We start from the raw sequence: 13424 nt of genomic DNA on the forward strand, positions 1-13424 counted from the left end.
AACCTGGGTTGCACCTTTTTTTAAAGTTTGAATAAGATCGCCGGGCAACGGTGCAACCCGGTTGCTCTTTTGCGCCTCTTCACGCAGTGCTCGCCGACATAACATCAAAAAAACGGAGACTCGAATGACGCCGTCCAGTGCAACCCCCTCTGCAACCCAGGGGCGTGGCCGAGCCTTGGTCGCCAGCCTTACCGGCAGCTCCATCGAATGGTTCGACTACTTCCTCTACGGCACCGCCGCCGCATTGGTATTCAACAAACTGTTTTTCCCCAACTTCGACCCGGTGGTCGGCCTGTTGCTGGCCTACCTGTCGTTTTCCCTGACCTTTTTCGTGCGGCCCATCGGAGGCGTGCTGTTCGCCCACATCGGTGACCGCATCGGCCGCAAGAAAACCCTGGTTATCACCTTGTCGCTGATGGGGGGCGCCACCGTACTGATCGGTTGCTTGCCCACGTACGAGCACATCGGCGTCTGGGCTCCGATCCTGCTGATCTCCTTGCGGGTGGTGCAGGGCCTGGGCATTGGTGGTGAGTGGGGCGGCGCCCTGCTGCTGGCCTACGAATATGCCCCAGCCAAACGCAAAGGCCTGTTCGGCAGCGTGCCGCAAGTGGGCGTGACGGTGGGCATGCTGCTGGCAACCATGGCCGTGAGCCTGATGGCCATGTTGCCGGAGGACCAGTTCCTGAGCTGGGGCTGGCGCGTGCCGTTCGTGCTGAGCGCCGGGCTGGTGTTCCTCGGCCTGTGGATCCGCCACGGCCTGGACGAAACGCCAGATTTCAAGAAAGCCAAGGAAACCGGCAACGTCTCCAAGATGCCGCTGGTGGAAACCCTGCGCGATCACTGGCGCGAAGTGCTGATCGCAGCAGGCCTCAAAGTCGTGGAGACGGCGCCGTTCTACATCTTCTCCACGTTCGTGGTCAGCTACGCGGTGACCACGCTGGGCTACGAAAAGGTCACCACCCTGACCGCGGTAATGATCGGCGCGGCCGTCGCTTCGCTGATGATCCCAGTAATGGGATGGCTGTCGGACAAAGTCGGGCGCAAGGCGGTGTACATCGCCGGCATCCTGTTGATTGCCGCGTTCATCGTGCCGTACTTCAAACTGCTCGACACCCGCACCACCTGGGGCCTGATGGTGGCCACGGTGATCGCCTTCGGCGTGCTGTGGGCGCCGGTGACCGCCGTGTTGGGCACCATGAGTTCGGAAATCTTCTCTACCCGTGTGCGCTACACCGGCATCACCCTGGGTTACCAGCTGGGTGCTGCGTTGGCAGGCGGTACCGCGCCGCTGATCGCCACCTTCCTGCTCAGCCGCTATGAGGGCAGCTGGCAACCGGTGGCGCTGTACCTGCTGGGTACCGTGCTGATCTCGCTGGTGGCCGTGCTGGCCGTGCGCAGTAACAAGCGTGACGACGACCAGCAGCCTGTTCGCGGCGCCGTCAAATCTTCTTGAGTTGAATCGGCCGGGGCCTGCCGCAGGCCCCGGCCAGTCTTTGCAACACCCTTCGTAATGCTTGCTCCGTCCAGGTGGCTCAAGCCTCGCCTGAGGGAGCGTTCGTCCGCAATTCCAGTGCAATAACCATAAAACAGCAACACTTGGGAGACGACCGCAATGAAGAAGACGTTACTGGCGATGGCTGTGGGGAGCACCGCGCTGGCAACTCAGCCTGGCCTTGCGAATGCCGCCGGGTTTATCGAAGACAGCTCGGCACGGCTCGACCTGCGCAACTTCTACTACAACCACGACTACCGGGATGTCGACAAAGAGAGCGTGCGCGAATGGGGCCAGGCGTTCGTGCTCAACGTGCAGTCCGGTTATACGCCGGGCACGCTGGGCGTCGGCGTCGATGCCATCGCCACGCTTGGCGTCAAACTCGATGCGCCGGGGCAGGGGTCGGTGTTCCCCGAAGACACCGACAGTAAAGGGCGTGCCGAGGCTGCAGACGAATTCAGCCGGGGCGGGCTGACCGGCAAGCTCAGGTTTTTGAAAACCGAGGCACGCTACGGCATCCTGCAGCCCAAACTGCCGATTCTGACCAGCAACGATGCGCGCCTGCTGCCGCAATTGTTCGAAGGCGGCATCATCACCTCCAACGACATCGACGGCCTGACCCTGACGGCCGGGCAGATCGAGCATGTGGTGGGGCGCATGTCGAGCAACTTTACTGGCATGGCGGTTGCCGGCGGGTTGGAGCAGAGCAACAAATTCCTGTTTGCCGGCGGTGACTACAAGGGCATCAAGGACCTCACCCTGCAGTACTACTACGCCAACCTTGAGGACTACTACAAACAGCACTTCGTGGGGGCGTTGCATACCCTGCCGTTGGCGCCGGGGCAGGTGTTCAAAACCGACCTGCGTTACTTCCACACAGGCTCTGACGGTGCCAATGCCGACGGCAAGGCCGGCTACCGCACCTCCGGCTATACCCGTGGGGGCGATGGCGAAATCGACAACAACACCTGGAGCGCCATGTTCACCTATGGCCTGGGCGGCCATGCGTTCAGCCTGGGTTACCAGGAAGTGTCCGATGGCAGTAACTTCGTCCAGCTCAATCAGGGCAGCCTGCCCGGCGAAGGCGCAGGGGGCACCAGCCTGTACCTGATCACCGACCGCCTCACCGCCAGCTTCAACTATGCCGGTGAGCGTACGGTGCTGGGCCAGTACGTGTACGATTTTGCCGCCTTGGGCGTGCCGGGCCTGAACCTCAACCTGGCGTACCTCAAAGGTGACCAGATCAAGCGGGCCGGGGCGTCGGATGCCAAGGAGTGGGAGCGCGACCTGGTGCTGAGCTACGTGATCCAGGCCGGCCCGCTGAAGAACCTCGGCGTTGCCTGGCGCAACTCGATGCTGCGCAGTGAGGTGGGGGGTGATGCCGACCATAACCGTCTGACGGTAAGTTATTCGCTACCGATCTGGTAAGGCTAAGGTATCGACGTGGGCAGGGCATTTGACGGTGCCCGCCCGCGCCGGTATAAACCGCCTCTCATTGATTTGTCAGGCCTTCCCCATGAGCTTCAGCCCCCTCATTCGCCAACTGATCGACGCCCTGCGCACCCTGCCAGGTGTCGGCCAGAAAACCGCCCAGCGCATGGCCCTGCAGCTGCTTGAGCGCGACCGTAGTGGGGGCGTGCGCCTGGCCCAGGCCTTGAGCCAGGCAATGGAAGGCGTTGGCCATTGCCGCCAGTGCCGCACGCTGACCGAACAGGAGCTGTGCCCGCAGTGCGCAGACACTCGCCGCGACGACACCCAGTTGTGTGTGGTGGAGGGGCCGATGGATGTGTATGCGGTTGAGCAGACCGGCTACCGCGGCCGTTACTTCGTGCTCAAAGGCCACCTGTCGCCGCTGGACGGCCTGGGGCCTGATGCGATTGGTGTGCCGCAGTTGATGGCACGGATCGAGGAGCAGGGCAGCTTTACCGAGGTGATTCTGGCGACCAACCCGACGGTGGAGGGTGAGGCGACGGCGCATTACATCGCGCAGTTGCTGGCGGAGAAGGGCTTGGTGGCGTCGCGGATTGCCCATGGCGTGCCGCTGGGCGGGGAGCTGGAGTTGGTGGATGGCGGGACGCTGGCCCATGCGTTTGCGGGGCGTAAGCCGATTTCGTTGTAGAGGCTGCGGCATTGATCGAGCGCCGCTGCGCGCCCAATACTCAGTACTCGCTCAACGAAAACTCGGTCAGGCAGAAGGTCGGCACCCCGGCCGCCTGCAGCCGACGCGAACCGTCCAGCTCCGGCAGGTCGATGATCGCTGCCGCCTCGAACACCTCGGCACCGGTACGACGCACCAGGTTGGCCGCTGCCAGCAACGTACCCCCGGTAGCAATCAAATCATCGAAAATCAGTACCGAGTCACCTTCACACAGGCTGTCGGCATGCACCTCCAGAAAAGCCTCGCCGTACTCGGTCTGGTAACCCTCCGACAGCACGTCAGCCGGCAGCTTGCCCTGCTTGCGGAACAGGATCAGCGGCTTGTTCAGCTGGTGGGCGATGATCGAACCGATCAGAAAACCCCGCGCATCCATGGCGCCGATGTGGCTGAACTCGGCCTCGACGTAGCGCTCGATGAACTGGTCGGCGACATAGCGCAGCCCGCGTGGCGACTGGAACAGCGGGGTAATGTCGCGGAAGATCACGCCCGGCTTGGGGAAGTCCACAACCGGGCGGATCAGGGCTTTGAGGTCGAAGGCGTCGCTGTGCATTGTTGCAGGTATCCTGGGAAAACGAATGCGCAAGTATACCTTGTTAGCCGCGCCTCAGGCCTCCATTGCACCACCGGCCAGCGCGCAGAGCTGGATCGGGTCGAGAATGTGCACTTCTTTGCCTTCGGCGCGGATCAGGCCGTTCTGCTGGAAGCGCGTGAACACGCGCGACACGGTTTCCACCGCCAGGCCCAGGTAGTTGCCGATTTCGTTGCGTGACATGCTCAGGCGGAACTGGTTGGCCGAGTAACCGCGGGCGCGGAAACGGGCCGACAGGTTGACCAGGAAGGTGGCGATGCGTTCGTCGGCGGTTTTTTTCGACAACAGCAGCATCATTTGCTGGTCGTCGCGGATTTCCCGGCTCATCACCCGCATCAGTTGGCGGCGCAACTGCGGCAGTTGCACCGACAGTTCGTCCAGGCGATCAAAGGGGATTTCACACACCGAGGTGGTTTCCTGCGCCTGGGCCGACACCGGGTAGGCTTCGGTGTCCATGCCCGACAGGCCAACCAGCTCGCTGGGCAGGTGGAAGCCGGTGATCTGTTCTTCGCCAGCGTCGCTCAGGCTGAACGTTTTCAGGGCGCCGGAGCGTACCGCATAGACCGAGCCGAAATTGTCACCCTGGCGGAACAGGAACTCGCCCTTTTTCAGCGGGCGGCCGCGTTTGACGATGTCATCCAGTGCATCCATGTCTTCCAGGTTGAGCGAAAGCGGCAGGCACAGGGGGGCCAGGCTGCAATCCTTGCAATGGGCCTGGCTGTGGGGGCGCAGTTTGACTGGCTCGGACATTTGAATCGATCCTTGTGAAAAGCACACATAGGTCGTAAGGGTAACTCACGCCTCAGGGTGTAGGCCAGTGTGCGCTAGGGTGGTGCGGGGCTGGCAAAGCCCCGGCGGGTGTGCGCCGGGGGGCTGTTGCTGCCCATAGTGTGCCTGTATAGCCGGATTGTCCATGCGGTTATTCGACTCTTGGGTCAGATTACCCGTGAAAAACGCTGATGATTGTGTGTGGCCAGGTACGCGTCGAACACCATGCACACCGAACGGGCCAGCAGGCGGCCGGCGGGCTGGATGCGAATGCCCTGGTCGTCGAGGCTGATCAGGCCATCGCGCTGCAGGGTTTGCAGCGCTGGCCAGAGGTCGTTGAAGTAGCCGCGAAAGTCGATGGTGAAAGCCTCTTCGATGAGCGCGTAGTCCAGTTCGAAGTGGCAGATCAGTTGCTGGATGACCGCGCGGCGCACGCGGTCATCGTGGTTGCACAGCAAGCCGCGCTGGGTTGCCAGCTGGGCGGTGGCGAGGGTGTCCTGGTAGGTGTTGAGGTCGCTGCTGTTCTGACAGTACAGGTCGCCGATCTGGCTGATGGCCGATACGCCCAGGCCGATCAGGTCACAGTGGCCGTGGGTGGTGTAGCCCTGGAAGTTGCGCTGCAGGGTGCCTTCTTCCTGGGCGATGGCCAGTTCGTCGTCGGGCAGGGCGAAGTGGTCCATGCCGATGTAGCGGTAGCCGGCGGTGGTCAGTTGTTCGATGGTGGCATGCAGCATCTCCAGCTTGGCGGCCGGGGTCGGCAGGTCGTTGCTGTCGATGCGCCGCTGGGGCATGAAGCGCTCGGGCAGGTGGGCGTAGTTGAACACCGACAGCCGGTCGGGCTGCAGGCGGATCACTTCGTCGACGGTGCGGGCGAAGCCTTCCGGTGTTTGCCTCGGCAGCCCGTAGATCAGGTCCAGGTTCACCGAGCGGAACTGCAGGGTGCGGGCGGCCTCGATCAGGGTGCGGGTTTGCTCCAGGCTCTGCAGGCGGTTGACGGCGCGTTGCACGGCGGGGTCGAGGTCTTGCACGCCCAGGCTGACGCGGTTGAAGCCCAGTTCGCGCAGCAGGCCCATGGTCGACCAGTCGGCCTCGCGGGGGTCGATTTCGATACCATAGTCACCGGAATCGTCATCCAGCAGGTTGAAGTGCTGGCGCAAAGTGGCCATCAGCTGGCGCAGTTCAACGTGGCTGAGGAAAGTGGGCGTGCCGCCGCCAAAATGCAGCTGTTCGACCCGCTGTTTAGGGTCCAGGTGGCAGGCGATCAGCTGGATTTCCTGCTCCAGCCGCTGCAGGTAGGGCGCGGCGCGGCCACGGTCCTTGGTGATGACCTTGTTGCAGGCGCAGTAGTAGCAGATGTTGGCGCAGAACGGCACGTGCACGTACAGCGACAGCGGGCGCACGGCCCGGCGGCTTTCGCGCAGGGCATGCAGCAGGTCGAACGAGCCCACCTCGCTGTGCAGTTGCACGGCGGTCGGGTAGGAGGTGTAGCGCGGGCCGGCCAGATCGTAACGACGGATCAGGTCGGCATCCCAACGTAGGTCGTCGAGCATGTGGGCGGTCCCCGGATGTGCGGTAGTTTCCGGAGTCTAAGGGCGGTTGTAAGTGGGTGTGTTGATTTGTATCAAGGCGCGTCCGCGCCGGGCTCAATGCCCCATCAACCAATGCTGGTGCGGCCCTGGCAGGGTCCACATGCCAAACACCATCACCAGCACCCCGCCCGCCACGCGCACGCTGCGCCGGCGCAACAGCGCATTCACCCGCTCCGCCGCCAGCCCGGTGGCCAGCAGCACCGGCCAGGTGCCCAGCCCGAACGCCAGCATCAGCGCGGCGCTGTACCCTGCATTGCCTTGGCTCGCGGCCCACAGCAAGGTGCTGTACACCAGCCCGCAAGGCAACCAGCCCCACAACGCACCCAGCAACAAGGCCCGTGGCAGGCTGGACACCGGCAACAACCGTGATGCCACCGGCTGGATATGCTTCCACAACCCTCGGCCCAGCGCCTCGATGCGGGTCAAACCGCTCCACCAGCCGGCCAGGTACAAGCCCATGGCAATCAGCAAAAGTGCTGCGATCACCCGCAGCACCTGGGCGGCCGGGCTGCTGGCCACGGCCCAGCCGGCCAGCCCCAGCAGCAGGCCAGCGCTGGCGTAGCTGAGGATGCGGCCAAGGTTGTAGGCCAGCAACAGGCGGGCGCGTCGGCCACGCTGCTCCGGTGGGATGGCGAGGGTCAGCGCGCCCATCAGGCCACCGCACATGCCCAGACAATGGCCGCCGCCGAGCAGGCCGAGGACCAGCGCAGAGCCTAAAAGGGGGAGCAGGTCAGGCACCGGTTGGAGGTTCCTTTTGATCGGCAGGTTGTTCGTCGTGCTTCACGGCGGCCTGGTGGCGAGGGTCCTGGTCGTCGAACAGGATGCTGTGCGCCGGGCCTTCAAGGTCGTCGTACTGGCCGCTGTCCACTGCCCAGAAGAAGATGTAGATGGCCACGCCAACCAGCAGCAGCGCGGCGGGGATCATGACATAGAGGGCGGGCATGGCGACTTCCTCTGCAGCGGGGCCTGGGCGTTGGTGGCTACCGCGCTGACGGCGGGCAGGCGGGTGAGCCGCAAGGCGTTGAGCACCACGATCAGCGAACTGACCGACATGCCGATGGCCGCCCAGACCGGTGTGATCCAGCCCAGCGCGGCGAACGGCAACATGAGGCCATTGTACAGCGTTGCCCAGCACAGGTTCTCGACGATGATGCGCCGCGTACGCCGGGCCAGATCGAAGGCCTGCACCAGTGCCTGCAGGCGGTTGGACAGCAGTACGGCATCGGCACTGGTCTTGGCAAGGTCCGTGGCGCTGCCCATGGCGATGCTGATGTCGGCGGCGGCCAGCACCGGCACATCGTTGACCCCGTCGCCCAGCATCAGCACCTTGCGGCCGGCGTGCTGCAGGGCTTTGAGCCTGTCCAGCTTGTCGTCGGGGCGCAGGCCGCCGATGGCTTGGTCGATGCCCAGCTGCGCGGCTACTTCGGCGACCATCGGCGAACTGTCGCCCGACAGCAGCAGGGTACGCCAGCCGCGCGCCTGGCAGGCTGCCAGCAGGGCGCAGGCGTCGTCGCGCAGGCGGTCGTCCAGGCTGAACCAGGCCAGCGGGCCGTGGCGGTCGCCCAGCAGCAGCCATTGGCCGCGTGGCTCCGGCACAGCGGGTATTTCGGCGCCGCTCAGGGCGCAGACGAACGTGGCCTGGCCAATGCGCAGGCGCTGGCCTTCGACCAGGCCTTCAAGGCCGAGCCCGGGCACGGTCTGCACCTCGTCGGCGGGCGTCGCGGTGCGGCCGAATGCCCGGGCGATGGGGTGTTCGGAGCGGTTTTCCAGCGCGGCGGCCAAGGCCAGGCAACGGTCTGCGGGCAAGCTGCCGAGCGGGTGGATATTGCGCAGGGTAAGGCGGCCTTCGGTGAGGGTGCCGGTTTTGTCGAAGATCACCGTGTCGATCTGGTTCAGGCCTTCCAGCACATGGCCGCGGGTGACCAGCAGGCCCAGCTTGTGCAGGGTGCCGGTGGCGGCCGTAAGCGCCGTGGGCGTGGCCAGCGACAGCGCGCAGGGGCAGGTTGCCACCAGCATGGCCAGCACGATCCAGAAGGCGCGTGCCGGGTCCAGGTGCCACCACCACAGGCCGATGGCCACGGCGGCCAGCAGCGAGAACAGCAAAAACCACTGCGAGGCACGGTCGGCGATTTCCGCCAGGCGCGGCTTTTCGGTTTGCGCGCGCTCCAGCAAGCGCACGATGGCTGACAGACGCGAATCCTGCCCCAGTGCCTCGACCTCGACGTTCAGCGTGCTTTCTACATTCAGCGTGCCCCCCGTGACCTGCTCACCAACCTGGCGAGCCTGGGGCAGGTATTCGCCGGTCAGCAGCGATTCGTCGACGCTGGAGCGGCCTTCGACAATGCGCCCGTCCGCCGGAATCACCGCGCCGGGCAGCACCTGCACGGTGTCGCCGCACTGCAGTTCGCCCAGCAAAATACGCTCCGCCCGGCCGTAGGTATCCAGCCGCAGGCACGAGGCTGGCAGCAGGTTGACCAATTGCGCGGTGGCGGCCGCCGTGCGCTCGCGGGCGCGGCGCTCCAGGTAGCGGCCGGTGAGCAAGAACAGCGCGAACATGCCCACGGTGTCGAAGTACAGCTCGCCGCTGCCAGTGATCGCGGTCCAGATGCCGGCGCCGAACGCCAGGGCGATGGCCAGCGACACCGACACGTCCATGGTCAGGTGGCGGGTGCGCAGGTCGCGTGCCGCGCCCTTGAAGAACGGCGCGCAGCTGTAGAACACGATGGGGATGGTCAGAAACAGCGCCACCCAGCGCAGGATGGTGTGCATCTCGGGCGACAGGTCGATGTTGAACTCCGGCCAGGTGGCCATCGTTGCCATCATCGCCTGGAACCACAACAGCCCGGCCACGCCCAGGCGGCGCAGCGCGCTGCGGTTCTCCCGGGCCAGTTGTTCGGCGGCCTGGTCGGGCTGGTAGGGGTGGGCGGCGTAACCGATCTGGCGCAACTCGGCCAGTAGGCTGGAAAGTGGCAGTTGCTGGTCGTGCCAGTTCACCAGCAAACGGTGATTGGACAGGTTCAGGCGGGCTTCAGTGACGCCGGGCAGGTTGCGCAGGTGCTTTTCGATCAGCCAGCCGCAGGCGGCGCAGCTGATGCCTTCGATCAATAACGTGGCTTCGGCGGTTTCGCCGGTGTGGTGCACGAAGGTCTGCTGCACGTCACTGCGGTCGTACAGAGCCAGTTCATCCTGCAATGGCCGGGGCAGGGCCTCGGGGTTGGCGCTGCTGTCGCTGCGGTGCTGGTAGTAGTGCTCCAGGCCACCGGCGACGATGGACTCGGCCACGGCCTGGCAGCCGGGGCAGCAGAACTGGCGCGGTTCGCCGAGGACCACGGCAGTGAAGCGGTTGCCGGGTGGGACGGGCAGGGCGCAGTGGTAGCAGGGGGAGGGGTGGGTCATGCCGGGGCAGTCTTTTGCTGTGGGATTTTTGGGGCGCAAAGCGCCCCCGTCATTACTGATGCTCGGCACCTTGCAGCGCTTCATCACCCAGCTGCAAGGTTACCCCATGCGCAACCTTCTCCTCCTCGAACAACCGCCACACCTGCCCATCCTGGCTGCCCAGCAGTTCAACAAAACGCCGCCCCTCAACCTTGTCATCCAGCTGACCCACATACCGCCCGGCCTCGACCCGGTTCAGCGTCGCCTTGCGGTCCTTGCCCGGCTGGGTGGGCGATATCAGGTTCAGCTCAAGGCTTTGCGGGTCGCTGTTCCCGGTCAGGCGTAGGTCGATCTCGCCGGTCAGTTCGTCCAGGTGCACACTGGCCTTCAGGTTCAGGGTCTGGGCCAGCAGCTCGCGGTCCAGTGAGCGGTTGATACCCTTGCCGGCCTCGTAGTAGTTGTCGTTCACCAGGTTGTCCGGGTTGTGCACGGCAATGCTGACCATGGTCAGGCTCAGGCACACCGAGGTGGTGAGGATACCGATGATGATCCAGGGCCAGAGGTGCTTGTACCAGGGGCTGGCGGCGGTGGCGGCAGGCATTGTGGGCATTCTCTCTCAGCGGATCTGTGGGCCGATGAAGCGGCTCTTGGCTTGGACCTCGGCGGCGCTGTCGTCGGCGCTCTTGAGGATGAAGGTGATTTCGTTGGTGGTCGAGGGCAGTTTTTCGGGCGCCACCGACAACTGCACCGGCAGGCTGACGATGTCGCCGGCCGCCACGCGGATTTCGCGCAGGCCTTCCAGACGCAGGTCAGGCAAGCCGGCGGCGTCCAGCACGTAGACGTGATCGCGCTGGTCCTTGTTCATGACTTTCAGGCTGTATACGTTCTCGATGCGCCCTTGGGCGTTTTCACGGTACAGCACACGGTCCTTGCTCACGTCGAAGCCGACCAGCGAGCGGGTGGCGAAGGCGGTGGCCAGGGCAATGATCATTACCAGCAACACGGCGGCGTAGCCGATCAGGCGCGGGCGCAGCATGTGGGTTTTTTGCCCCGACAGGTTGTGCTCGGTGGTGTAGCTGATCAGGCCTTTGGGGTAGTTCATCTTGTCCATGATGCTGTCGCAGGCGTCGATGCACGCCGCGCAGCCAATACATTCGATTTGCAGGCCGTCGCGGATGTCGATGCCGGTGGGGCATACCTGCACGCACATCGTGCAGTCGATGCAATCGCCCAGGCCCTGGGCTTTGTAGTCGGTGTCTTTCTTGCGCGGGCCGCGCACTTCGCCGCGGCGCGGGTCGTAGGAGACGATCAGCGTGTCCTTGTCGAACATTACGCTCTGAAAGCGCGCATACGGGCACATGTACACGCACACCTGCTCACGCAGCCAGCCGGCGTTGCCGTAGGTGGCCAGGGTGAAGAAGCCGACCCAGAAGTAAGCCCAGCCGTCGGCTTCACCGGTGAAGAATTCGATGGCCAGCTCGCGGATCGGCGAAAAATAGCCGACAAAGGTCATGCCGGTGACAAAGCCGATCAGCAGCCACAGGCCGTGCTTGGCGAACTTGCGCAGGAACTTGTTGCCGCTCATGGGCGCACGGTCGAGCTTCATGCGCTGGTTGCGGTCGCCTTCGGTGACCTTTTCGCACCACATGAAAATCCACGTCCACACGCTTTGCGGGCAGGTGTAGCCGCACCACACGCGGCCGGCGTACACGGTGACGAAAAACAGGCCAAAGGCCGCGACGATGAGGATGCCCGACAGCAGGATGAAATCCTGTGGCCAGATGGTGGCGCCGAAGATGTAGAACTTGCGCTCGGGCAGGTTCCACCATACGGCCTGGTGGCCACCCCAGTTCAGCCATACGGTGCCGAAATACAGCAAAAACAGCACGGCCCCGCCCACCATCCGCAGCCTGCGGAACAGGCCGGTGAAGGCGCGGGTGTAGATTTTCTCGCGGGAGGCGTAGAGGTCGACGGAATCCTTCCCTTTGCTGGCAGGCGGGGTAACGTCATGTACCGGAATTTGCTTGCTCATCATCAAGTCCCACGGCAGTGGAGAAACGCCGCGGCCAGTGCATGCCAACCGCAGTCTGTGATCCATGATACGCCGGTGATGGCAGTCTGGGTTCGCGGCGCGACCTTTTGTCGCGTTGGGTTTTGGGTGTTGGTCGTGATATGGCCGGTGTCAATTGATGCAGGTCATGGTGTGTTGGTTTTGCTGGCCTCATCGCGGATGAATCCGCTCCTACAACGGTCCCTGTAGGAGCGGATTTATCCGCGATGCTTACTCCGCCTTGGCAGGCTCCTGCTGCGACAGGCTATACACATAAGCCGCCAGCAAATGCACCTTGTCATTCCCCTGCAACTGCTCCTGCGCCGGCATCTGCCCCTGGCGGCCGTAACGGATGGTCTGCTGCAACTGGGCAAAGCTCGACCCGTAGATGAACGCCTGTGGGTGGGTCAGGTTCGGTGCGCCCATGGCAGGGGTGCCTTTGCCTTCCGGCCCGTGGCAGGCCACGCAGTTGGTGGCGAAGATCTTCTGCCCGGCCTCAGGGTCAGCCTTGGCATCTTCAGGCAAGGTGCGGCCATCGAGCTTGGTGATCACGAACGCCGCCACATCGGCCACGCCCTGTTCACCGATCACCGTGGCCCAGCCCGGCATCACGCCATGGCGCCCGCCCATGATGGTGGTCTTGATGGTTTCCGGCTCGCCGCCCCAGCGCCAGTCGCTGTCGGTCAGGTTGGGGAAGCCGTAGGCGCCCTTGGCATCGGAGCCGTGGCACACCGAGCAGTTGGAGGCGAACAACCGGGCGCCCATTTTCAGGGCCTGCGGGTCTTTGGCCACTTCTTCGATAGGCATGGCGGCGAACTTGGCGAAGATCGGCCCGAAACGGGCATCGGCCTTGGCCATTTCCTTTTCCCACTCGTGCACGCCGGTCCAGCCGGGCTGGCCGTTGGAAAACTCGGTTTTCTTGTCGGTGTCCAGGTACGAATAGCCCGGCAGGATGCCTTTCCAGTTGCCCAGGCCCGGGTACAGCACCAGGTAGCCCAGGGCAAAGATGATGGTGCCGACGAACAGCCAGAACCACCATTTGGGCAGCGGGTTGTCGTACTCCTCGATGCCATCGAAGGCATGCCCGACGATTTCGTCGGTGACCTCTTCGCGCTGCCCACGGCGGGTGGACAGCAGCAGCCAGGTCAGCGAAAAGATGGTGCCCAGGGTCAGGACGGTAACGTACAGACTCCAGAAGGTTGTCATTGTTGTTTGCTCCCAGAAGCTTTTGCTTGCGCTTGCTCGACGTGCCGGCTGGCCTCGGGGTCATCCGCGAAGGGCAGTTGAGTTGCCTCGTCGAAGTCCTTTTTACGCCGGGGGTTGAACACCCACAGCGCCAGGCCCACGAAGGCCACCATCACCACGACGGTGCCCAGGCCGCGAATCATCCCGATATCCATCAG

Annotated in this window: 13 protein-coding genes; 3 read left to right on the plus strand and 10 right to left on the minus strand. The window is 64.0% G+C overall.

What is annotated here, in order from left to right:
• Nucleotides 1-124: 124 nt before the first annotated feature.
• The 3 genes from PVV54_RS08070 (at nucleotide 125) to recR (ending at nucleotide 3611) form a co-directional block, all read left to right on the plus strand.
• Nucleotides 125-1453, plus strand: a complete 1329-nt coding sequence (locus PVV54_RS08070; protein ID WP_274909423.1) for an MFS transporter — start codon at nucleotides 125-127, stop codon at nucleotides 1451-1453.
• A 159-nt stretch (nucleotides 1454-1612) separates the two neighbouring features.
• Nucleotides 1613-2920, plus strand: coding sequence for an OprD family porin (locus PVV54_RS08075; protein WP_274909424.1), 1308 nt, complete (start codon nucleotides 1613-1615; stop codon nucleotides 2918-2920).
• 88 nt (nucleotides 2921-3008) lie between these two features.
• On the plus strand, nucleotides 3009-3611 hold the full coding sequence (gene recR / locus PVV54_RS08080; protein WP_274909425.1) for a recombination mediator RecR: 603 nt from the start codon (nucleotides 3009-3011) through the stop codon (nucleotides 3609-3611).
• Between the two features lie 40 nt (nucleotides 3612-3651).
• Here the strand turns inward: recR and PVV54_RS08085 are convergent, their stop codons facing one another.
• The 10 genes from PVV54_RS08085 to PVV54_RS08130 form a co-directional block, all read right to left on the minus strand.
• Nucleotides 3652-4200: an adenine phosphoribosyltransferase gene (locus PVV54_RS08085; RefSeq protein WP_016393740.1), complete on the minus strand. Its 549-nt coding sequence runs from the start codon at nucleotides 4198-4200 to the stop codon at nucleotides 3652-3654.
• Between the two features lie 54 nt (nucleotides 4201-4254).
• The gene (gene fnrA, locus PVV54_RS08090) at nucleotides 4255-4989 is read right to left on the minus strand and encodes a Crp/Fnr family transcriptional regulator FnrA (RefSeq protein WP_274909426.1); all 735 of its coding nucleotides are present in this window, start codon (nucleotides 4987-4989) and stop codon (nucleotides 4255-4257) included.
• Nucleotides 4990-5174: 185 nt separating this feature from the next.
• On the minus strand, nucleotides 5175-6557 hold the full coding sequence (gene hemN, locus PVV54_RS08095) for an oxygen-independent coproporphyrinogen III oxidase (RefSeq protein ID WP_274909427.1): 1383 nt from the start codon (nucleotides 6555-6557) through the stop codon (nucleotides 5175-5177).
• 93 nt (nucleotides 6558-6650) lie between these two features.
• A complete protein-coding gene (locus PVV54_RS08100) occupies nucleotides 6651-7334 on the minus strand; it encodes a sulfite exporter TauE/SafE family protein (protein WP_274909428.1) in 684 nt (227 codons plus the stop codon).
• Nucleotides 7327-7539 (minus strand): cbb3-type cytochrome oxidase assembly protein CcoS, encoded by a 213-nt coding sequence (gene ccoS / locus PVV54_RS08105; protein WP_274909429.1) that lies wholly within the window; start codon nucleotides 7537-7539, stop codon nucleotides 7327-7329. The genes PVV54_RS08100 and ccoS overlap by 8 nt, the downstream gene beginning before the upstream one ends.
• Complete coding sequence (locus PVV54_RS08110; protein ID WP_274909430.1) at nucleotides 7518-9992, minus strand: heavy metal translocating P-type ATPase; 2475 nt, start codon at nucleotides 9990-9992, stop codon at nucleotides 7518-7520. The genes ccoS and PVV54_RS08110 overlap by 22 nt, the downstream gene beginning before the upstream one ends.
• A gap of 52 nt (nucleotides 9993-10044) precedes the next feature.
• Nucleotides 10045-10572: a FixH family protein gene (locus PVV54_RS08115; protein ID WP_274910406.1), complete on the minus strand. Its 528-nt coding sequence runs from the start codon at nucleotides 10570-10572 to the stop codon at nucleotides 10045-10047.
• 15 nt (nucleotides 10573-10587) lie between these two features.
• Entirely contained in the window at nucleotides 10588-12003 is a 1416-nt protein-coding gene (gene ccoG, locus PVV54_RS08120) for a cytochrome c oxidase accessory protein CcoG (RefSeq protein WP_274909431.1), read from the minus strand.
• A gap of 249 nt (nucleotides 12004-12252) precedes the next feature.
• Nucleotides 12253-13227 carry a cytochrome-c oxidase, cbb3-type subunit III gene (ccoP, locus tag PVV54_RS08125; protein WP_274909432.1) on the minus strand — a complete coding sequence of 325 codons (975 nt, stop codon included), beginning with the start codon at nucleotides 13225-13227 and terminating at the stop codon, nucleotides 12253-12255.
• On the minus strand, nucleotides 13224-13421 hold the full coding sequence (locus PVV54_RS08130; RefSeq protein WP_274909433.1) for a cbb3-type cytochrome oxidase subunit 3: 198 nt from the start codon (nucleotides 13419-13421) through the stop codon (nucleotides 13224-13226). The genes ccoP and PVV54_RS08130 overlap by 4 nt, the downstream gene beginning before the upstream one ends.
• Between the last annotated feature and the right edge of the window lie 3 nt (nucleotides 13422-13424).

The organism is Pseudomonas sp. PSKL.D1 (genome assembly GCF_028898945.1).
Lineage (GTDB): Bacteria > Pseudomonadota > Gammaproteobacteria > Pseudomonadales > Pseudomonadaceae > Aquipseudomonas.